This is a genomic window from Pelagibacterium mangrovi (assembly GCF_036662815.1).
GTDB lineage: Bacteria > Pseudomonadota > Alphaproteobacteria > Rhizobiales > Devosiaceae > Pelagibacterium > Pelagibacterium mangrovi.
The window spans coordinates 13,740-32,897 of the sequence record NZ_JBAFXA010000002.1 but is presented as its reverse complement, the minus strand read 5'-3'; the positions used below and the strand labels follow the sequence as shown (position 1 = coordinate 32,897).

Here is a 19,158-nt window from a genome sequence, read left to right as displayed (position 1 = left end):
GACCCGGAGACCCGCAAGGCTTCCGTGCAGCTCAACGGAGGTTTGTTCCCTCAACCCTGCAGTGGGCTCTCGGGTCAAGCCTTAGGGAGGATTTGCTCCCTTATGCCTCCGAAAACGCGGCGCGCACTTCCGCCAGATAGCTGCGGGACACCGGGAGGATTTCGCCCGATTTGAGTTCGATCACCGGGCGGCCGTCGATGCGTTTGAGGGTGGCGACGGCATCGGTGGCGACCCAGTGGCTGCGGTGAATCTGCAGGCCCGGAACGCCGCGCGTTTCGGCGATGGCGTCGGCCAGGCGCATCAGCACCATGGCCTTGCCCTTTTCGGTGAACACTTCAACGTAATGATCGGCCATCGACATATGGCTCAGCGAACCCCGGATCGGCTTGGGCAGGCGGTCGAGGATGGGCGGGGCCTCGGGCAGCTTCTCGGCGTCCTGGTGCCGGCGGCGGGGCAGCACTATGGCTTCGAGCAGGGCGATGAGGCCCAGGCTGATGGCAAGGTTGTAGATATAGAGTTCGTGCAGCGCGATCCCCGTAACGCCGAGGTCGGGGAAAAATCCAAGGGTGATCAGCACCACGACGATGGTGACGGGAACCGAGGCGGCAAGGCCCAGAAGCGCGATGCGCAGGGCCATGGTGCCGCGTCCCTGGAGCCACAGGGCATCGGCCAGCACCGAGCCGAAAAGACCCGCGCCATAGGTGCCCAGCGCGATCAACAGCCAATAGAGGAGGCGCGGGGCGAGGGGGAGGTTTTCGAAAGTGCCGAACGGACCCGTCAGCCCGGCGGCCGCGCCGATGCCGACCATGACGGCAAGCGGCAGCGGGTCGGTATAGGCGCGGCGCAATTCACGAAGCGCCAAGTGCACGGGCGTGTCTTTCACGAAGCCAATCCTGCCGCTGGCGTAATCGATATTGCCCGATTGGGCGAATTCATCGGTTCTGGACGTCGCTGCCTTTCATGCCGGAGAGAAAAAATGGATGCAACAGCCCTCGCCCAATCGAGCCTTTTCATTCAGATCCACGTCGCCTGCGCGATCCTGGCGCTGGTGGTGGGTACGCTGATGCTGTTCTGGAAAAAGGGCACCCGACTGCACAAGGGATTGGGGCGGTTGTGGATCGGGTTGATGCTGGGGGTGTCGCTCACCTCGTTCTTCATCACCGAAATCAGGCTTTTGGGACCCTATAGTCCCATCCATGTGCTCTCGCTCTTCACCTTGGTCGGGCTTTGGAGCGGCTGGCGCGCCATCAGGGCCGGGGACGTGCGCACGCACCGGATCACCATGATCTCGGTCTATGCCGGGGGGCTGATTGGGGCGGGCATCTTTACCCTTATCCCCGGACGGATCATGCATCGGGTGATCTTCGCCGATGGCGGGGCGGCGGCATTGCTCGTTACGGTGATCGCCGCCGGGGCGCTGGTGGCGCTTCACTACCAGCGCCGGCAGCGGCTGGCCTCATGAGGTTTCGCCGGCGAAAAGGGCGCGATTGTCCTTCATGAGCCTGCCGATCCGCTCGGCCAGCGTGCGCACGGGCGGGCTGTGGCGCTCCTCGTGGTGGAGCACCAGCCATTGGTCGGCGGCGAGATCGGCGATAGGGCCCCTTATGCGCGACAGGCGCGGATCGGCATCGCCGATGAAACAGGGCAGAACCGTCAGCCCCGCGCCCCCGGCCACCAGTTCGCGCACCGAATGGGCGTCATTGCCGCTGATGACGATCCGGTCGCCGTGATGGGCCATCAGCCAGCGGGCCGAGGCGGTGTTGCCCGCCCGGCCCGTGACGCCGACGAAGAGCCCATCGCGCACGCCTGGTACCAGGCGCGGCGCGCAATAGAGCGCATAGGCGACCGGGGTCATGCGGCGGGTCGCCAGATTGGCTTCGAGCGGGCGTTCGGACCTGATGCCGATATCGGCGGCGCGGCGGCCGATATCGATCTTTTCGTAAGCGGTGACCAGTTCGACGCGGAACCCGTCGCCGGGCGACCAGAGCGCATCCATGTGACGGGCGAGGAAATCGCTGGTCCATGTGCCGGCCGAAACCCGCACCACCCGCGCCCCGACGGCCCCCTCGCGCCAATGGGTCAGCGCCCGCATGGCCGCCTCCACATCCTGGGCGCGCTCGAGCAGGGCTTCGCCGGCCCTTGTGAGGGTGAAGCCGGTCTGCGTGCGGATGAAAAGCGGCTCGCCGATCTGGCGTTCGAGCGCGGTCACGCGCCGACCGAGGGTCGCCGCGCTCAGCCCCGTCGTGGCGCGCGCCGCCGAAAGCCCGCCCAGCCGGGCGACATCGAGGAACAGCCGGAGATCGTCCCAGGAAAAATCCATGTTTCAATTATGAAATGCCGGGGAGGATGGGGCAATGCTTTCGTCTTCCCTCCCTCGTCATTGTCGTCCTCGGGTGCGGAGGGATTGGGGGCGCGACCTCTGCCGGGAGTGTGGAGGCTTTGCGGGTCTTCGGGTCAAGCCGAAGACGACGAAGGAGAGGATGAGGTGCGCGTGTGGCTGCGCGCTTTCGGGAAAAGGCTAGGCGCTGCCGATGATGATGCCGGCGGCAAAGACCAGGGAGCCGCCGAGGACGATTTGGGTGACCGCCCGCCAGAAGGGCGTATCCATGAACCGCTTTTGAATCCAGGCGATGGTCCAGAGCTCGATAACGACCACGGCGATGGCGATCCAGGTGGCGGTCCAGAAATGGGGGATGAGATAGGGCAGCGCGTGGCCCAGGCCCCCCAGGGCGGTCATGATGCCCGAGGCAATGCCGCGCTTGATCGGCGAGCCGCGCCCGGTGAGCTTGCCATCGTCGCTGGCCGCTTCGGTCAGCCCCATGGAAATGCCCGCGCCCACCGATGCGGCAAGTCCCACGAGAAAGGTCGACCAGGTGTCGCCCGTCGCAAAGGCGGCGGCAAAGATCGGGGCCAGTGTCGAGACCGAACCGTCCATGAGACCGGCAAGGCCGGGCTGGACGTAGGTGAGGAGGAAATTGCGGTGCGCTGTGTCCTTTTCGGTCTCGCGGGTGTCGGCATCCAGATGCGCATCTTCCAGGCGCTCGGCGGCACGTTCGTGCCCGCGCTCGGCCCGTTCGAGATCGCCCAAAAGTTTTCGCGTGGCCGCATCCAGCGTGCGGCTGGCGGCCTGGACGTAGAAACGGGCGGCGTCCTGTTCCATCTCGCGGGCCTGGGCGCGGACGGTATCGAGATCGAGTTCGGCCATCAGCCAGACGGGCTTGCGGGTGAGAAAGCCGCGCACATGCTCGCGCCTGATCGGCACGATGGTGGGGCCGAACCGCTCGGCATAGCGCTCGATCAGTCGCCGGCGGTGATTGTCCTCCTCTTGCGCCATGCCATCGAAAATGGCGGCGGAGGCGGGGTAAGTTTTGCGCAGCCGGTCGGCATAGGCGGCGTAGATGCGGCCATCCTCCTCTTCGGCGGAAATGGCCAGCGCCAGGATTTCCTGTTCGGACAGCGATGAGAAATCGCGTTTGGCGGCGAGGAAGCGGGAGAACATCGGCGATGACTTTCATAGTTTAGAATTATTCTAAACTATGATGCGCGCTTGGCAACCGCCTTTCGTGTCGCATCCTCGCAGGCGTTCATCTGGTCGAGCAGCCAGCCGCGGAATTTTCGCGTGCGCGCCGGCAATTGCCGCCCCTTGGCCCAAGCGAACCAATAGCCGAAGCGCGAGCGGGTGATGGTTTCGAACGGGGCGACGACCTGCCCGCGTTCGAGCGCGTATTCGGCCATGATGCCCAGCGCCAGAAGCACGCCCTGGCCGGCGATGGCCGCATCGAACGCCAGGGCGGGATCGGAAATGGCGGGGCCCGACAGCTTGAGGCCGGGCGCCCCGGCCGCATCGAGCCAATCGGGCCAGGAGAGCATGGATGCCTGATCCATGATGACGGGCACATGGGCGAGATCGGCGGGGGATTTGAGCCGGGCGGCAAGCGCGGGGGCGCAGACGGGGAAGACGGCGTGCGTGCCGATCGGTTCGGCCTCGACCCCCGGCCAATCTCCCGCGCCGAACCGTATGCCGCAATCGACGTCGGGGCGTCCCAGATCGACCAGCGTGCCGGTGGTGAGGAGCCTCAATTCGATTTCCGGATGGGTGGCGCCCAGATCGCCCAGTCGCCAGATCAGCCAGCGCGAGGCAAAGACGTTGCCCACGGTAACGGTCAGGAGATTGCGGCCCTGGTCCGGCGCCATCAGTCCCGCTTGCGCCCGGGCGAGGGCGGCGAACCCGGTATCGAGATCGCCGAGCACCGCCAGCAGCGCGCGGGTGGGCACCAGCCCCTTGGGCGTGCGCTCGAACAGGGCCAGCCCTGAGCGTTCCTCGGCGCGGCGGATATGCTGGCTCACAGCGCCCGACGTTACCCCCAGTGCCTCGGCGGCGGGCCGCAGCGCGCCGTGCCCGGCGACCAGAGCCAGGGCGTGCAGCGCGTTGAGGGGGATGAAGGGGGCCTCGCTCATATAGATTTTCTAAACGAGCGGCGAGAAAGAGTCGATTGGTTTTGTTGCTCGATCGCGGGATGCTGGGGCCGTCGCTTTTCGCGGAGAAGAGAAATGCTAAAGCTGATCCTGCGTCTTCTCACCCGGCCGGTCTTTGCCCATTCGGGCAATCAGAAGCCCTCCGAGCCGCCCTGCTATCTGTCGCTCAGGGAGATGGCCGACATGCCCGCCTTCCACCCGCGCGGGCGGGAGTGATCATTCGCAGATCTGGGCGGTGCAGGTCTGGCCATGACAGCCCAGATCGAAATGGAAATGATCCTCATGGTCGGCATTGGCCTCCGGCCCGAGCACCGTGGTGAACCGCCCGCAGGCGGCCGAATGGGCAAAGCCGAGCAATTTGGCCGCAGGGAGCTCCGGCCGGGTGTTCCAATCCTCGAGCACCGAGAGCGTGCTGCCATCGGCCAGCGTGATCGCCGTGATGTCGACGGCATTGCCCAGGGCGTGCTCGGAGACGAACCCCGTATCGGCGCCGTTGCGCAGCCGGCACTGATAGCCCGGACCGGTCGAGAGGCTTTCGATCCGGGTATAGAGCACCGCGCCGGCATAGGCATCGACCTCCTCGGCCCAATCGGCCAGCGTTGTGGCCATGGCGCAATTGGTGACCGGATTGCCCGAAAGGGGAATCTGCCGCCCGTTGACCACCAGCGCCGAAACCGTCAGCGGGCTTTGAAGCCCGCAGGCGCCCTCCGACAGCGGTGGCACCATTTCGCCCACGATCCGTCCGGTCAACAGCGCCGGGCAGGCGGCCTGATAGATGCGCTCGGGCTCGTCTTCCTCGTTTTCGGGCTGGTCGTCGGAGGCAGGCTCGGGCTCGGATGCGTTTTCTTCAGTGTCCGTCTCCGCCGGCTCGTCGGACTGGCCCAGCCCATTGGGGCGCGGCAAGGGAAGGGGCGGTTCATCCTGGGCGAAGGACGGCATGGCAAGGGCCGCGAACAAGGCGATGAGCGCGATCGGGCGGAGCGGGATCATGGAGATTTTATCCTCGGAAACGGTCAGGCGGGCCCCCGATAACGGTTCGACGCGCCCAAGCGTTGCCTTTCGCGATTAACCGCTCACAAACCATCTTCCCGAAACGGCGGATTTGCTGCTATCAGCGGCCCCATGAAAACACCGCAGAAGACCCCGCTCTCCCGCATCCGCAATTTTTCGATCGTGGCCCATATCGACCACGGCAAATCCACGCTTGCCGACCGGCTGATCCAGATGACCGGCGGGCTCGATACGCGCGAGATGAAAGAGCAGGTGCTCGATTCGATGGATATCGAGCGCGAGCGCGGGATCACCATCAAGGCGCAGACCGTTCGGCTCGAATATACCCACACCGATGGCGAGCATTACGTGCTCAATCTGATCGACACGCCGGGCCACGTCGACTTCGCCTATGAGGTCAACCGCTCGCTCGCCGCCTGCGAGGGCTCGCTTCTGGTGGTCGACGCCGCGCAGGGCGTGGAAGCCCAGACGCTGGCCAATGTGTATCACGCGATCGAGGTGAACCACGAGATCGTCCCCGTTCTCAACAAGATCGACCTGCCGGCCGCCGAACCCGAGCGCGTGAAACAGCAGATCGAGGACGTGATCGGCATCGACGCTTCCGACGCGGTCGAGATTTCCGCCAAGACCGGGTTGGGCATCGACAAGGTGCTGGCCGCCATCGTCGAGCGCCTGCCCGCCCCCAAGGGCGACGAGAACGCGCCGCTCAAGGCGATGCTGGTCGATAGCTGGTACGATCTTTATCTGGGCGTCGTGGTGCTGATCCGGGTGATCGATGGCCGGATCAAAAAGGGCCAGAAGATCCGCATGATGCAAGCCGGCGCCACCTATGAGCTCGACCGGGTGGGTGTGTTCACGCCCAAGCTCGTGGATGTCGGCGAGCTCGGACCGGGCGAAATCGGGTTCTTTACCGCTTCGATCAAGGAAGTGGCCGACACCAATGTCGGCGACACCATCACCGATGACAGAAAGCCCACGGCCGAACCGCTGGCCGGCTTCCGGCCAGCCCAGCCGGTGGTGTTCTGCGGGTTGTTCCCGGTCGATGCGTCCGATTTCGACGATCTGCGCGCCGCCATGGGCAAGCTGCGATTGAACGATGCGAGCTTTTCGTTCGAAATGGAAACCTCGGCCGCGCTGGGGTTCGGCTTCCGCTGCGGGTTCTTGGGGCTGCTGCACCTGGAAATCATCCAGGAGCGGCTGAGCCGCGAATTCAATCTCGATCTGATCACCACGGCGCCCTCGGTGGTCTATGAAGTGGTTTTGACCGACGGGAGCGAACTCCAGCTCCACAACCCCGCCGACCTGCCCGATCCGGTCAAGATCGAGGAAATCCGCGAGCCCTGGATCAAGGCGACCATCCTGACGCCCGACGAATATCTTGGCGCGATCTTGAAACTCTGCCAGGAGCGGCGCGGCATCCAGACCAATCTTTCCTATGTCGGCAATCGCGCCATGGTGGAATACGATCTGCCGCTCAACGAGGTTGTGTTCGATTTCTACGACCGGCTGAAATCGATCTCGAAAGGCTATGCGAGTTTCGACTATCAGCTCGACGATTATCGCGTCGGTGATCTGGTCAAGATGAGCATCCTGGTCAACGCCGAACCTGTCGACGCGCTTTCGATGCTGGTGCACAGGAGCCAGGCCGAGCATCGCGGGCGGCAGATGTGCGAGAAACTCAAGGAACTGATCCCGCCCCATCTTTTCGTCATCCCCATCCAGGCCGCCATCGGCGGGCGCATCATCGCCCGCGAAACGGTGCGCGCCATGCGCAAGGACGTGACCGCCAAATGCTATGGCGGCGACGCGACGCGTAAGCGGAAACTGCTCGAAAAGCAGAAGGAGGGCAAAAAGAAGATGCGCCAGTTCGGCAAGGTGGAAATCCCCCAGGAGGCCTTCATCAAGGCCCTCAAGATGGACGATTAGGCCGGCGCCGGACGATCGGGAGCTGCACAAATCCCTGTTGCGCGTGCCCGCCGCTTACAGTAGGTTCGCGCCGAACCGATCTAGGGCCTTGCTTCGCTGGCCCCGGGCACCCGTAGCTCAGCTGGATAGAGCGCTGCCCTCCGAAGGCAGAGGTCACACGTTCGAATCGTGTCGGGTGCGCCATTCCGGTACACATTTCTGAACGTTTTCACCCGAATTTGCCGATGCCGCCACGGCGGCGTTGAGCACGTCCTTGCTGCCGACGATTCGGATGTAGTCGGCATCGACCTCGACCTTGGAGATGAGAGATCGCAGCCATGCCTTGCGCGCGGGGTTTTCTGCCGAATCGAGAATGCCGGTCATGAGGTCGGAGAACGCCGTGATTTTGGCCGGATCGATCACGGTGTCATCGCCCGAATGGACCCGGGTACGTTCAAGCGAGGCTTTCGCACGCTCATGGTCAGCCCGAAGCTTGGCGATGCGATCGCGCAGCACATCATCGAGTTCGGCGCCATCCTCGACAAGCTTGTAGAGCCGGTCGAGCTTGTCCCGGGCAGAGTCTGCCTCTTGCTGCAGGCCAATGAGTCGTTCGTTGATCGCTGCGGCTCTTTGGGTCCGGCGCTCTGCAAAGGCGGCCAACATGGCCGCGAGGCGGTCGGGTGCCAGCAGTTTTTCGCGCAGGGCATCCACAACGTTGGTGTCGAGGGCATCCATGCGGATTGAATTGCCCTTGCAGGCAGTCGGGCCACGCTGGGCCCGGCCGGCGCAGGTGTAGTAGGAATAGACTCTTCCCGAACTGGACGTTCCGGTACGTTGGGTCATTCCGGAACCGCAATGGGCGCAGGTGGCAAGACCGGTAAGAAGGATGGGGCCGCTCACGGCGCGTGCGGGATTGATCCTGGGATTGTTGGCGGCAAGCTTGGACTGCACCGTATCGAATGTCCTGTCGTCGATGATACGCGGCACGGGAACATCCACGACATCGGCGGGTTCGCTTTTCTTGCCTGTGGCCTTGTTGCGAACATTATAGCGCCATTGGCCGACATAGGCGGTGTTGGTCAGGATGTGATGGACCGGACCAACACCGAAGGCGCCGCCCTTGCGCGTGGTGTATCCGTGAGCGTTAAGCCACTTGGCCAGTTCCTTGATCCCGAGCGGTGGCGTGCCCGACTTGCGGTCACCGTCGATATAGAGCCGGTAGATCTGCCTGACCGTTTCAGCCTCTACGGAATCGATATCGAGCTTCTTCTTGATCTTATGGCCGCGGCGTTCCGCTTTGATGATTTTGTAGCCCAGCGGCGGCGTGGCCCCGTTCCAGAAGCCCTGCCTAGCGTTTTCCTTCATGGCACGGGTGACCTGCCGCCCATTCTCCTTGGACGTGTATTCGTCAAAGATGCCGATCACCTGGCGCAGCATCTGCGCGGCGGGGTCGTCCTCGCGGGTTGGCTGCGAAATCGATTCGACCGTTACGCCGTGCTTACGCAGGCGGCGAATGAGCAATTCCATCTCCGCGCCGTCGCGGTAGAATCTCGAAAAGGCATGGACGATGATGACGTCGAAGGGATGATCGGGATCGCAGGCCCGGTCGATCATTTCGAGGAAAGCGGGGCGACGATCGTCGGTGGCCGAGCGGCCGGGCTCGATAAACTCTGCTGCCACCGAAAGTCCCTCGCGCTCGCAATAGGCAAGCGCCTGGTCGCGCTGGGAGGGGATACTGACCTCGCCTTCGGCCTGTCTGGTCGTCGAGACACGAAGATAGAGCGCAGCCTTTCGCACGGGGCTGATGTCTCCAGACTGGTGCTGCCGTCTCTGTGCCATGGTTGCAGTGCTCACTTGGTCATTCGGATCAGTCCCGAGGCGACCCCGACAGGAGTCAGGTGCCGCCTCGGGTGTCGAGGATGCGGTCGATCTGCGTGCCCAGATACCGCTCGAGAGCCTCCAGTTCGGCCCGGGCCAGACCCGGGACTTCGGGAAAAACAAGCACGACATCTCGGCTGCATCGTCCCGTCGCGTTCTTCTGTTTTCGTCCACCCTCTCTATTGGTTCGGGGCGGTTTGGGTGCACCGGCTACCGTGCGCTTCTCATGTGCCGGCTTTGATGCGCGAGCCGCGCGTGGCGCCGACGGACCCGATCGTTTCGACGCCATGCGCAACCATGATGTCCCACGCCAGCCGACGGCCTACGCGCAGAGGGATGGCCGCCGACTGACGTGGGAAATTTTCCTCACCTACCCTCGCGGGTGGCCGACAAATGAGGGAGGAGGTCGTTTTCATTTGCCAGCCACGCAACAAGGGTCAGATGGATTCTTTTCGAAGGCAAACATAATTTTGTAGAAGAAATCAAAAATTTGCCTCCAGCTGCGATCCCCTCCGGGAATCCGTGCGGCGCAGCTTACGTCTCCGCGGCCGGTTTCAGCCATGGGCGGCGCGATCGGTGCTTGATTTCACGCGAACGGGTTGACCCCATCTCCATCAATGCGCCGGGTCCAGAATTGGAGCCGCCCGCTGAAGCCGAAGCTTCCGGAGCAGGCGCATGCGGACTTTGCGGGTCACGTACTGCAGTCTGGGCCTCATATGCACATGCCAGACCGCAATACGGCGAACGGCGTCGGCATCGATAGGTTGCTGCGTACCGATAATCGCCTTGAGTTTCACAGCAAACTGTTCGGCTGACTGCCCCAGCGGTGGGACAGCGGCAAAGATGAGGTCGGCGCTTCCCGTCTGGGCGGAAATCTCCCGCCGCCGCAGGTCGGGCGCGCGCGTGGCTTCGATGTGGAGCGTCCCGGTGGCGTCCACTATGATCGTCAGCAATTTCATGATCGCCCCCTATGCCGACGGTTTCGGCATCGCGACGCGCACGACGATGCACAGGCGCCAGAGATAGCCGTGGGGGAGGGGCGAATAGACGGGATTGACGGCGCGCGGGCGCACGTCCAGAAGATGGATAGCCATGTTGAACTCCTGTGTCAGCAGTGAGCGATCATGGTCAGGGTGTCTGCGGAGGTTGCAGCCTCCGTGGCACCCGCCTTATGCGGGCGCCAACCATGACGACCGGCTCCTGGCGAGAACCGGCACCATGCCCTCTATCACCTTTCATGGGAAAGTCGAGCGAAGTCCGCCGTCAAGGTTAAGAGCCTCCGCCGGTACTCGATGGCTTTTTATCGATCTCGGCAGCAGCGATGACAGGCCTATCTGCTGTTGCAGATCGGAGCCCGTGTCACCCGCGACCGCGTGGTCAGAGCGAGCGTCATTGTGCTGGTCATTGTGATCGATGCACGTGGTTCGATCTTTCCGCTCTGGATACTTTCATCGTCTCAAACCATCCTTGTACTAACGTCGAGTAACAATGGGAGACGATGGACATGGCAAGGGATTGTACGGGCAGGATCGTCAGCCGGACAAATCAAACGAAAACGGCATATCAGGAACGGTTCCAGAGGCTCCGCATGATGGCGGAACGGGAGGAACGCGCCGGCGGAGATGTTGTGGACGTCATCGACTGGTTCTGCCGGCAGGACGATCGCTGGTCACCGAGCACCGTGCGACAGTACCGGGCCGCGATCCTCCATGAACTGGAAACCACCCGGCTCTTCCCCACCGTGCGTGCTCAACTCGAGATGTGGCTGCACAAGGGGCCGGCACCGAGAGAAAAGGGACCGAAGCGGACCTCGGCCAGAAAGCGCAAGAGCCTGCCGATCGCGCAGTTCACGAGGCTGGACCGGTTTCTGAAATCTTCCGGTCGGGACGACGACTGGCTCATCAGGTGCTTCATGGGTTTTGGTGTGGCGCTGTTTCCGCGGCCGAGCGAATATCTCGGGGCATGGATTGAGGGAACGTCACTGTTTATTCGCAACGCCAAGGCGACAAATGGGCGTGCCAACGGTGAACATCGGGAGCGCGACATTGCGGACATGGGTCCTCGGGCCATATCCGCCTTGCGAAAATTCCTGCACAAGCTCAAAGAGGCCGTCGCGGCCGCCGGGAGTTGGAAAAAGCTTCATGACCGGCTTGCATCCCGGCTGGCCCGCGTCTGCAAGACTCTGGGTATTCCCAGGGTCAGCCTCTACACCTTGCGTCATGTTGGCATGGCGACAGCCAAGACCTGGATGACCCCTGCGCAGGTTGCCGCCGCTTCCGGACATGCTTCGATCCGCACCGCCACAAGCCACTACGCCAAGCGCCGGACCGGGTGGGTAGGGCTTAAGATGGCGGGCAGGCCCTCACCCGAGAGTGTCGCTCAGGTGAGAGGTACCCTGAAGCTGTTCGAGCCAAAAACGTCAGCACCTCGATTGGAGCCAATGCAGCTTCATTGAAGCCAGAACTGCCTATATCGACAGCCTGGGCTCCTGATGGTGATTGAAGCATTCCGAAGCCAATTGAAGCGTATCAAAGCAGAATGAGGAAACCGCCCAGATCGATAGCAGCTATATCAAAGCCCATCGCTGTGCAGGCGGGGGAAAGGGGGGGCGCGAGCCAATGCCATTGGTTTTTCACCGATCAGAGCGCATGAGCATTCCGGGAAGAAAGACAATTGGCGGTTGCGGAGGTCAGTGACCCAATGTCATAGCCGCGCTGACGATCGGGCTAACAATATGATCCAGGGTGTGCCGGTCCACTTCATCTTGAGCAAAGAACCGGGTAACTAACGCTAGTAAATCAAGCATTTGCAGCCGGTTTGGCGACACTTGGCCTGAAAAGCTCTTGGCCAACGGAGCCAGCAGGGCCAATTCGATCTGTTCGCTCCGCAACTCACTCGATTTGACAATTTCGCGCAGGCGTTCGGCGGCCTCGCCCATATCCGCCATTTTGAGATAGCGGCGGACCTCGCGCAGCGGATGGACAACGGCGTGGCGCCATTGGACAATGGCGGCATCCATGCGTTCGATGTCGTCCGCGCCGGGCGCCTTGCCCAAAGCGACCGCGCCGTAGAGGGCGGCCATCAGCACAATGACATCGACGCCGAACCGGTCCTGCAGGGCAAGGCAGGCCTGGGAAACGCCGTCCCGCGCGTAGAGATCGACGGCAAAGCGCCAATGGGGGGCCTCGAGCGCGGCGGGTTCGGTCACGCCTCCGCCTCCTTCCAGCGTTTGACGAGGCTGGTGTCGATGTCGAACAAATCGAGGGCGCGGCCCACGCTCTGGGTGACGATGTCGTCGATGGTTTGCGGGAGGCTGTAAAAGCCGGGAACGGGCGGCATGACGATGGCGCCGTTGAGGGTGGCGCATTCCATGAGCGCGATGTGGCCGGCGTGGAGCGGGGTTTCGCGGAACATCAGCACCACGCGCCGGCGCTCCTTGAGGCACACATCGGCGGCCCGAACGATCAACTCGTCGTTGTAGCAATTGGCGATGCCGCTCAGCGTCTTTACTGAGCAAGGCGCAACGAGCATTCCCAGCGTCCTGAACGAACCCGACGAGATGGCCGCCCCGATATCGCGGGGGCTGTGGACGTGGTCGGCCAGCGCCTTGACGTCGTCGGCGCTGAGTTCTGTTTCCTCGCCCAGCGTGCGGATGGCCGCGGGGGTCATCACCAGATGGGTTTCCATGTCGGGGACGGTGCGCAGGATTTCGAGGGCGCGCACCCCATAGATGACCCCGGAGGCCCCGGAAATCCCCACGATCAGCCGGCGTACCCCACTCATGCGTAGCTTTCCTCGAGAAGGCGGAGATCGGCAGCATCTCCTCGGCTGCGGGCGAGGATGCCCGCCGCCTCGTCAGGCGTCGGCGAATTGCCGGTCCAGCATACGAACTGATCGGGCCGCACCAGGATGCAAGGGGAGCCGTAATCGTCCCGACCCTCATTTTCATCGTCGGAGACGATCGTCAGCGGGACGCCCAGCGCCCGTGCGGCGGCGGCGAAACTGGCCGTGCTCCTGTCGTCGGTGCCGAACGAGAGCAGCGTATAGCCCGGCCCCAGCGCCTCATAGACATTGCGTCCGTCCGAGAGCATGCGCGGCGTTAAATGGTGTCCGGGACGCGCTTTCGCGCTGTGCGATCCCTTGGCGTTGCAGAGTGCGCCGTCGGGCCCGAAGACCAGCGAGGAGCCCGCGTAGTTGGGCTCATAGGCGTTGACTTCGCCGCGCGCGCCCGAGCCGCGGGAGGTCCATTCGGCTTCGAAAGCGCCGCGGTCGGCTTGGGGATCGAATTCGGCGAGGAAGGCCTTGTCGGTTTCGATGGCCTTTTCGATGAAATCCTTTGCCGTCGAGGCAAAGACCGGACGGCGCTCCTCGTCATAGGTCGCGAGCAGCATCGCGCCGCCCCAACCCTCATGCGTTGCGGCGAGCTTCCAGCCGAGATTGCGTGCGTCCTCGAGGCCGGTGTTGATGCCGTAGCCGCCATAGGGGGGATGGCTGTGGGCTGCGTCGCCGGCCACGAAAATCCGGCCCTTTGAATAGGTTTGCGCGATGGCGACGCGCAAATCCCAGAAGCCGATATGGTCGAAGGAAACGTCGAACTGTTCGCCGACGGCCCTGTGGAGATATCCGGCGAAGTCGAAATTATGGCGCGTGGTTCCGAGCGGGACGGGGGCGTGGAAGAACCAGGTATCGCCCAGGTCGACTCGGCCGAAGAACAGCCAATAGCCTTCGAGATCGGGGTGCAACACGTTGTAGAATGACTTGCCGGGGAAGCGGGTGAGCAGTTGGTGCAGTTCTTTGGACTTGAAGACCAGCAGCACCATCAGCCGGTCGTGGTCGGACCGTTCCTGGTCGATTCCGGCGCTTTCACGCACCGCGGATTTACTGCCGTCGCACCCCACGAGCCAGGGTGCGCTCACCGCTTTCTTTTCGCCGGTGTCGCGGTTCACCAGGCGGGCTGTGGCGCGCTCGGCTGTCTGGTCGACCGAAACGCAGGTCCAGCCGAACATGGTCTTAACGGTAGGCAATTGGGTGACACGTTCGCGCAGCACCGCTTCGGTGGCATATTGGGGGAGCCGCTCGTTGTCGGTGAAATAGAACGGGCGGACCAGTTCGCGCTGCAGCCAGTCATAGTGGTAGTCGCCGAGCAGCGTTCCATAAGCGGTCAGCCCGCCGATGCCGTAATCCTTCGGGATGGTCCGGGCGGCGCGCAGTTCGTCTTCGATGCCCCAGAAATGGAAGTGCTCCATAGTGCGCTGGGTGAGGTTCTGGCCCTTGGGGACCTGCTGAGGCTCGTGGTATTTTTCGACGACGAGGACGTCGATCCCCCGCTGCCCCAATTCAATGGCAAGCCCCATTCCAACCGGGCCGCCGCCCACGATCAGGACGCTCGCGTCCATGCCCGTATGAGCACTCATCATTCAACCTCCTCCCGGCCCCAACATTACGTGGGACCGCTTTCATAAGGACCAAAGGCCCGGTTACACTTGGCCAAGCACCAGCAATCCCGGACCTTAAAGGAGGTCAGGACGATTGCGCGGTGGTGCTTGCGGCGTCCGGCTGACGCCAATGATAATCACCGAGCGCGATGTGCTCGGCGATAAGGGGTTTGACCATCTCGAACAGCCGTCCTACCGAAATGGCAGGTATCTTGCGGCTCAAGGCCAAGCACATTGTGCGCGAGACGGTCGGATTAACGATGGGCCGGCAGGCTATCTGCCCGTTCTGGATGTCGCTGAGAAACAGGCCGAACGGGGCGACCGTGCAATAGTCGTAGTGGATCAGGAATTCGCGCTTGAGCCCGATCAATTCGAGTTCGACGACCGGGGAGATCGTCGCGCCATGCTCGCGGGCCCGGGCCTCGATCATCTCGCGCAGATGGTTGGGGCGGGGGCTGAGCACAAGCGGCAGTTCGGTGAGTTCGGAAAACTGCACCGGCCCTTGCGTCCCGATCACCTGGGCGGGGCCGACCAGGCACAAATCCTCAGTATAGAGCGGCGTGATCGAGAGCATTTGCTCGGGCGCAGGGTCGTAACAAAAGGCGCAGTCGAGTTCGCCGGTGCGCACCATGTTGATGAGCTTGTCGGAAACCCCTTCCTCGCACTCGACGCGCATCGCGATATCGGGTTGGGCGGCGCGGTGCATCATATGGGCGAGAATTGTGCGCCCGATGGTGGGTGTGATGCCCAGCCGCAGCGAAATGGGCTGGCTGCCGCGAAAGCTGGCCATGGCCAGCTCGGCCTCCTCGAGCTCGCGCAGCATGACTTCGGCATGCCTGAGATAGGTCTGCCCGGCGCGGGTGATCTCCACCCCACGTGAATGGCGCTCGAAGAGGGGAACGCCGAGACGGTCTTCGAGGAATTTCACCTGCAGTCCGACCGCAGGCTGGGACACGTGCAGTTCTTCCGCCGCGGCCGTGAAACTGCCCGTGTGGGCCACGGCCACGAAATAGCGGATCTGTCGAAGCGAACTAGCTGTCATGGCACTTTGTGAGGTTGGCGCCCACGCATCGTTGTCGTGCGCGTAGCGGCGTGGATCGGCGCAGGTTGGCTCCCAGGCTCACCTGCATGGCTTATCACTGAATAGGTGCTGCCACAGGCAACAAATCCCACACTAAGACATAAGGAAAACTCATAGCAAGTCACAGCAGACGGTATTTGCTGCCTGCGATGGTCGAGGGCTAAGCCTTGGTTCATTGAGGAAAATCGTCGCTGCCGCCACCGTCTGGTTGGATCGTGCGCGAGGAACGAACGGTGGAGAGAAATCGATGGGCCATCACGCGATCTGCGATGTCGACGAGGTCACGCCGGGCGAGCCGCTCAAGGTGGATTTTGAGGACCGCGAACTGGCCGTCTTCAACGTCGAGGGGACGGTCTACGTCATCGACGACCAATGCACGCACGGGCCCGGCTCGCTCTCGGAAGGCGAGCTCGATGGCTATGTCATCGAATGCGACTTCCACCAGGGTGGCTTTGATATCCGCACCGGCGAGGCGGTCATTCCGCCCTGTATGATCCCGGTCCGGACCTACGCCGTCGAGATCAGGAACGGCAAGGTGATGATCGATCTCGATCAGGCCGCAATCGCCTGCGCGAACAAAATCGCGGCGAACTCTTAAGACTGAAATTTGGCATCAGGGAGGTTTGCCATGGCGAGCCAGGAACAGAACGAACTCTTGACCCGGACCGGGCCCGGCACGCCGATGGGCGAATTGATGCGCCGCTACTGGATACCGGTAATGCTCTCGGAAGAGCTACCCGAGCCTGATTGCCCCCCGGTGCGCGTCAAGGTTCTGTCCGAGCGCCTGATCGCCTTTCGCGATACCAATGGCGAACTCGGCATGATCGACGAATTCTGCGCCCATCGTGGCGTTTCGTTGTGGTTCGGCCGCAATGAGGAAGGGGGCATTCGCTGCCCCTATCACGGCTGGAAATACAATACCAAGGGCGAGTGCCTGGAGGTGCCGTCCGAGCCTGTCGAGAGTGGGTTCTGCCAGCGCATCAAGCTCACCTCCTATTCCCTCAAGGAAAAAGGCGGAGTGATCTGGGCATATATGGGCGATCCGGCCGAGCAGCCCGAACTGCCGGGGTTTGAGTGGATGGACCTGCCGGCAGAGCATGTCTATATCTCCAAGCGCTGGCAGGAGAGCAACTATCTCCAGGCCATGGAGGGGGGCATCGACTCCGCTCACGTATCCTTCCTCCATTCGGGCGAGCTTCACACAGACAAGCTGCACCAGGGCACCAAGGGCGCGCAGTATCAGCGCGACCGCATGCCGAAATTCGAGGTGGTCGACTCATCGGGCGGGCTGTTCATCGGCGCGCGACGCAATGGCGAAGACAACCATTACTACTGGCGCATCACGCAGTGGATCATGCCCTGGTACACGATGGTGCCGCCCTATGGCGACAACGCGCTCAACGGCCATGCCTGGGTGCCGATCGATGACGAGAACAATTTCGCCTGGACCTTCACCTACCACCCGACCCGGCCGCTGACCGAGGAAGAGGTGGAAACCATGAGGGCGGGTGGGGGCATCCACACCAATCTTATTCCGGGCACGTTTCAGCCGGTGCTCAACATGCGCAACGACTACGGCATGGACCGGCAAGCGCAGAAGGAAGGGCGTTATTATAGCGGCATTCCCGGCATCGCCATGCAGGATGCTTCGCTGCAGGAGAGCATGGGCCCGATCCAGGATCGGACCAAGGAAAACCTGACCTCGACCGACAACGCCATCATCATGGCGCGCCAGCGGCTGCGCAAGGCGGCCAAGGCGCTGGAGAAGGGCGATCTGCCGCCGGGGCGCGACCCCAATTGCCACCGTGTGCGGTCGGCATCCTTCGTGCTTCCGGTCGGCGAGGCCTTCCAGGACAAGAAGCTGGACGACCTCACCGCCCGCCCGGGTATTCACCACACCTCGATCTAAGCGGCCCGTGCCCAAGGGTGCGTTGCTTGTTGAACGGAGTAGATCATGGTTCCTAAGACACTGCCAGGAACAACCACGGAGGCTGCCGCGCTTGATCCGAAAGCCGCCGGCGCGCGCCGATTGCAAGACAAGGTTTGTATCGTGACCGGCGCGGGGCAGGGGATCGGCCGCGCGACCGCGCGACGCTTCGGCGCCGAGGGTGGCAAGGTTGTTGTGGCCGAGCGGATCGAAGAAACCGCTCGGGAAACGCTTGAGCAGTTGCAGTCCGCCGGAGTGGAGGCGATGCTCTGCTTGTCGGATGTCAGTAGTTTCGCCGGTGCAACCGAACTTGTCTCAAAGACGGTCGAGCGTTTCGGACGCGTCGACGTGATGGCCAATGTGGTGGGCGGCACCATCTGGTGGCAGCCTCTGCATCTTTATAGCGAAGAGCAAATTCTCCAGGAAGTGGAGCGCTCGCTTCACACCACCTTGTGGTGCTGCCGCGCGGTCCTTGCGGTCATGGTGGAGCAGAACGGCGGATCGATCGTGAACGTTAGCTCAAGCGTGACCAAGGGGGGGTTCTTTCGTGCGCCCTACGCGGCATGTAAGGGCGGTGTCGAGGCGCTGACACGAGTTCTGGGTGCTGAATATGGTCAATACGGCATCCGCGTGAACGCGGTCGCCCCCGGCAGCACCGAAATCCCGGACAGGCGCACTTCGCGACTGACATTGCGCCCCGGAATCGAGGCCGAGCCGGCCAAGGATACGGAGAAATACTACAAGCAGATGCTCGACATGCGCATGGATGGCTCTCCGGGGCTGGGACGCAGAAGCCAGCCAGAGGAGCAGGCTGCGGCGATAGCATTTCTTGCAAGCGACGATGCCTCTTACATTACCGGGCATGTGATCGATGCAAGCGGGGGATGCTGATGAAGGATGCAACAGCGCACGGGGCGCTCAAGACGGTCGACGGAGAAGGCCGTCCGGCAGCCACTCACTGCACGGTGAAGCCATGGAAATCCTGAATTCGCTCGCCAACGCCAATCCGGCCCACCGGATACAGAAACCCAACTCCGTGCCGCGGCACATCGCGATGTTCGGGCTGGGACAGGGCGGTTCGGCGTTGGCCAAACGGGCGGTGGCCGAAGGCGTGGCGGTGACCGAACTGGGGCTGGATGTACTGACAGGCGGCCGTCCGGGCGAGGCGCCGGACCTCAATGCCATCGTCGTGGTCGGGCGGCCGGACGAGCCGACGGGCGAGGACGCTTCGCGCATCTATGCCTGGGCCAGGCAGATCGGCGTTCTGGTGACCGCGGTCGTCGTCTCGCGCGATACGAGCGGGCTGGCGGTCGGCGCCAATGTCAACGCGATGCGGCTCAATGCCGATCTCATCACCATGACCACCGACGAGGACTACCTGCCCACCATGCTCCAGTGGATCGGCAGCAGCAGTTGAGCCGATGAGCGGACCGGTCCAGCCCATA

Annotated in this window: 20 protein-coding genes and 1 tRNA gene; 9 read left to right on the top strand and 12 right to left on the bottom strand. The window is 62.9% G+C overall.

Features of this window, described 5'->3' with window-relative positions; genetic code table 11:
* Positions 1–100 precede the first annotated feature (100 nt).
* A complete protein-coding gene (locus V4T21_RS02890; RefSeq protein ID WP_332712803.1) occupies positions 101–883 on the bottom strand; it encodes a LytTR family DNA-binding domain-containing protein in 783 nt (260 codons plus the stop codon).
* A 93-nt stretch (positions 884–976) separates the two neighbouring features.
* Here V4T21_RS02890 and V4T21_RS02885 point away from each other — a divergent pair, with 93 nt between their 5' ends.
* On the top strand, positions 977–1,462 hold the full coding sequence (locus V4T21_RS02885; RefSeq protein ID WP_332712800.1) for a DUF2306 domain-containing protein: 486 nt from the start codon (positions 977–979) through the stop codon (positions 1,460–1,462).
* Here V4T21_RS02885 and V4T21_RS02880 read toward each other — a convergent pair.
* The 3 genes from V4T21_RS02880 to V4T21_RS02870 form a co-directional block, all read right to left on the bottom strand.
* A complete protein-coding gene (locus V4T21_RS02880) occupies positions 1,457–2,320 on the bottom strand; it encodes a LysR family transcriptional regulator (protein WP_332712797.1) in 864 nt (287 codons plus the stop codon). The two genes, V4T21_RS02885 and V4T21_RS02880, sit on opposite strands and share 6 nt — an antisense overlap.
* A 198-nt stretch (positions 2,321–2,518) precedes the next feature.
* Entirely contained in the window at positions 2,519–3,499 is a 981-nt protein-coding gene (gene mbfA / locus V4T21_RS02875; RefSeq protein ID WP_332712794.1) for an iron exporter MbfA, read from the bottom strand.
* Between the two features lie 35 nt (positions 3,500–3,534).
* A complete protein-coding gene (locus tag V4T21_RS02870; protein ID WP_332712791.1) occupies positions 3,535–4,458 on the bottom strand; it encodes a LysR substrate-binding domain-containing protein in 924 nt (307 codons plus the stop codon).
* A 93-nt stretch (positions 4,459–4,551) separates the two neighbouring features.
* Between V4T21_RS02870 and V4T21_RS02865 the strand changes: the two genes are divergently transcribed.
* A complete protein-coding gene (locus V4T21_RS02865) occupies positions 4,552–4,692 on the top strand; it encodes a hypothetical protein (protein WP_332712788.1) in 141 nt (46 codons plus the stop codon).
* Here V4T21_RS02865 and V4T21_RS02860 read toward each other — a convergent pair whose 3' ends face one another.
* The gene (locus V4T21_RS02860) at positions 4,693–5,466 is read right to left on the bottom strand and encodes an extensin-like domain-containing protein (protein ID WP_332712786.1); all 774 of its coding nucleotides are present in this window, start codon (positions 5,464–5,466) and stop codon (positions 4,693–4,695) included.
* A 132-nt stretch (positions 5,467–5,598) separates the two neighbouring features.
* Here V4T21_RS02860 and lepA point away from each other — a divergent pair, with 132 nt between their 5' ends.
* Both lepA and V4T21_RS02850 read left to right on the top strand, forming a co-directional pair.
* On the top strand, positions 5,599–7,413 hold the full coding sequence (lepA, locus tag V4T21_RS02855; protein WP_332712784.1) for a translation elongation factor 4: 1,815 nt from the start codon (positions 5,599–5,601) through the stop codon (positions 7,411–7,413).
* A 106-nt stretch (positions 7,414–7,519) separates the two neighbouring features.
* A tRNA-Arg gene (locus tag V4T21_RS02850) sits at positions 7,520–7,596 on the top strand.
* Here V4T21_RS02850 and V4T21_RS02845 read toward each other — a convergent pair.
* The 3 genes from V4T21_RS02845 to V4T21_RS02835 all read right to left on the bottom strand — a co-directional run bounded on the left by V4T21_RS02845 (position 7,567) and on the right by V4T21_RS02835 (position 10,364).
* Positions 7,567–9,231: a recombinase family protein gene (locus V4T21_RS02845; RefSeq protein WP_332712782.1), complete on the bottom strand. Its 1,665-nt coding sequence runs from the start codon at positions 9,229–9,231 to the stop codon at positions 7,567–7,569. The genes V4T21_RS02850 and V4T21_RS02845 overlap by 30 nt on opposite strands.
* A 653-nt stretch (positions 9,232–9,884) precedes the next feature.
* Positions 9,885–10,229, bottom strand: coding sequence for a hypothetical protein (locus V4T21_RS02840; RefSeq protein WP_332712781.1), 345 nt, complete (start codon positions 10,227–10,229; stop codon positions 9,885–9,887).
* A 9-nt stretch (positions 10,230–10,238) separates the two neighbouring features.
* Complete coding sequence (locus V4T21_RS02835; protein ID WP_332712779.1) at positions 10,239–10,364, bottom strand: hypothetical protein; 126 nt, start codon at positions 10,362–10,364, stop codon at positions 10,239–10,241.
* 494 nt (positions 10,365–10,858) lie between these two features.
* On the opposite strand from V4T21_RS02835, the gene V4T21_RS02830 reads away from it, so the two are divergent.
* Entirely contained in the window at positions 10,859–11,725 is an 867-nt protein-coding gene (locus V4T21_RS02830) for a site-specific integrase (protein ID WP_332712776.1), read from the top strand.
* A 234-nt stretch (positions 11,726–11,959) separates the two neighbouring features.
* Here the strand turns inward: V4T21_RS02830 and V4T21_RS02825 are convergent, their stop codons facing one another.
* The 4 genes from V4T21_RS02825 to V4T21_RS02810 form a co-directional block, all read right to left on the bottom strand.
* Positions 11,960–12,478 carry a TIGR02444 family protein gene (locus V4T21_RS02825; protein ID WP_332712774.1) on the bottom strand — a complete coding sequence of 173 codons (519 nt, stop codon included), beginning with the start codon at positions 12,476–12,478 and terminating at the stop codon, positions 11,960–11,962.
* Positions 12,475–13,053 (bottom strand): UbiX family flavin prenyltransferase, encoded by a 579-nt coding sequence (locus tag V4T21_RS02820; RefSeq protein WP_332712771.1) that lies wholly within the window; start codon positions 13,051–13,053, stop codon positions 12,475–12,477. Before V4T21_RS02820 ends, V4T21_RS02825 begins: the two co-directional genes overlap by 4 nt.
* Positions 13,050–14,687, bottom strand: a complete 1,638-nt coding sequence (locus V4T21_RS02815) for an FAD-dependent monooxygenase (RefSeq protein WP_332712768.1) — start codon at positions 14,685–14,687, stop codon at positions 13,050–13,052. Before V4T21_RS02815 ends, V4T21_RS02820 begins: the two co-directional genes overlap by 4 nt.
* Before the next feature lie 103 nt (positions 14,688–14,790).
* Positions 14,791–15,747, bottom strand: a complete 957-nt coding sequence (locus V4T21_RS02810) for a LysR family transcriptional regulator (RefSeq protein ID WP_332712765.1) — start codon at positions 15,745–15,747, stop codon at positions 14,791–14,793.
* 286 nt (positions 15,748–16,033) lie between these two features.
* Here V4T21_RS02810 and V4T21_RS02805 point away from each other — a divergent pair, with 286 nt between their 5' ends.
* The 4 genes from V4T21_RS02805 to V4T21_RS02790 all read left to right on the top strand — a co-directional run bounded on the left by V4T21_RS02805 (position 16,034) and on the right by V4T21_RS02790 (position 19,130).
* The gene (locus V4T21_RS02805; RefSeq protein WP_332712763.1) at positions 16,034–16,384 is read left to right on the top strand and encodes a non-heme iron oxygenase ferredoxin subunit; all 351 of its coding nucleotides are present in this window, start codon (positions 16,034–16,036) and stop codon (positions 16,382–16,384) included.
* A gap of 30 nt (positions 16,385–16,414) precedes the next feature.
* Positions 16,415–17,695, top strand: coding sequence for a Rieske 2Fe-2S domain-containing protein (locus tag V4T21_RS02800; RefSeq protein ID WP_332712761.1), 1,281 nt, complete (start codon positions 16,415–16,417; stop codon positions 17,693–17,695).
* A 45-nt stretch (positions 17,696–17,740) separates the two neighbouring features.
* The gene (locus V4T21_RS02795) at positions 17,741–18,604 is read left to right on the top strand and encodes an SDR family NAD(P)-dependent oxidoreductase (RefSeq protein WP_332712758.1); all 864 of its coding nucleotides are present in this window, start codon (positions 17,741–17,743) and stop codon (positions 18,602–18,604) included.
* An 82-nt stretch (positions 18,605–18,686) separates the two neighbouring features.
* Positions 18,687–19,130 (top strand): hypothetical protein, encoded by a 444-nt coding sequence (locus V4T21_RS02790; protein ID WP_332712756.1) that lies wholly within the window; start codon positions 18,687–18,689, stop codon positions 19,128–19,130.
* The last annotated feature ends 28 nt before the right edge of the window (positions 19,131–19,158 follow it).

Coding starts and splice junctions, on each gene's coding strand:
- V4T21_RS02805 (WP_332712763.1), top strand. CDS start 16,034: ATGGGCCATCACGCGATCTGCGATGTCGACGAGGTCACGCCGGGCGAG.
- V4T21_RS02865 (WP_332712788.1), top strand. CDS start 4,552: ATGCTAAAGCTGATCCTGCGTCTTCTCACCCGGCCGGTCTTTGCCCAT.
- V4T21_RS02880 (WP_332712797.1), bottom strand. CDS start 2,320: ATGGATTTTTCCTGGGACGATCTCCGGCTGTTCCTCGATGTCGCCCGG.
- V4T21_RS02790 (WP_332712756.1), top strand. CDS start 18,687: ATGGAAATCCTGAATTCGCTCGCCAACGCCAATCCGGCCCACCGGATA.
- V4T21_RS02835 (WP_332712779.1), bottom strand. CDS start 10,364: ATGGCTATCCATCTTCTGGACGTGCGCCCGCGCGCCGTCAATCCCGTC.
- V4T21_RS02840 (WP_332712781.1), bottom strand. CDS start 10,229: ATGAAATTGCTGACGATCATAGTGGACGCCACCGGGACGCTCCACATC.
- V4T21_RS02830 (WP_332712776.1), top strand. CDS start 10,859: ATGATGGCGGAACGGGAGGAACGCGCCGGCGGAGATGTTGTGGACGTC.
- V4T21_RS02860 (WP_332712786.1), bottom strand. CDS start 5,466: ATGATCCCGCTCCGCCCGATCGCGCTCATCGCCTTGTTCGCGGCCCTT.
- V4T21_RS02845 (WP_332712782.1), bottom strand. CDS start 9,231: ATGGCACAGAGACGGCAGCACCAGTCTGGAGACATCAGCCCCGTGCGA.
- V4T21_RS02800 (WP_332712761.1), top strand. CDS start 16,415: ATGGCGAGCCAGGAACAGAACGAACTCTTGACCCGGACCGGGCCCGGC.
- lepA (WP_332712784.1), top strand. CDS start 5,599: ATGAAAACACCGCAGAAGACCCCGCTCTCCCGCATCCGCAATTTTTCG.
- V4T21_RS02815 (WP_332712768.1), bottom strand. CDS start 14,687: ATGATGAGTGCTCATACGGGCATGGACGCGAGCGTCCTGATCGTGGGC.
- V4T21_RS02810 (WP_332712765.1), bottom strand. CDS start 15,747: ATGACAGCTAGTTCGCTTCGACAGATCCGCTATTTCGTGGCCGTGGCC.
- V4T21_RS02870 (WP_332712791.1), bottom strand. CDS start 4,458: ATGAGCGAGGCCCCCTTCATCCCCCTCAACGCGCTGCACGCCCTGGCT.
- mbfA (WP_332712794.1), bottom strand. CDS start 3,499: ATGTTCTCCCGCTTCCTCGCCGCCAAACGCGATTTCTCATCGCTGTCC.
- V4T21_RS02885 (WP_332712800.1), top strand. CDS start 977: ATGGATGCAACAGCCCTCGCCCAATCGAGCCTTTTCATTCAGATCCAC.
- V4T21_RS02820 (WP_332712771.1), bottom strand. CDS start 13,053: ATGAGTGGGGTACGCCGGCTGATCGTGGGGATTTCCGGGGCCTCCGGG.
- V4T21_RS02795 (WP_332712758.1), top strand. CDS start 17,741: ATGGTTCCTAAGACACTGCCAGGAACAACCACGGAGGCTGCCGCGCTT.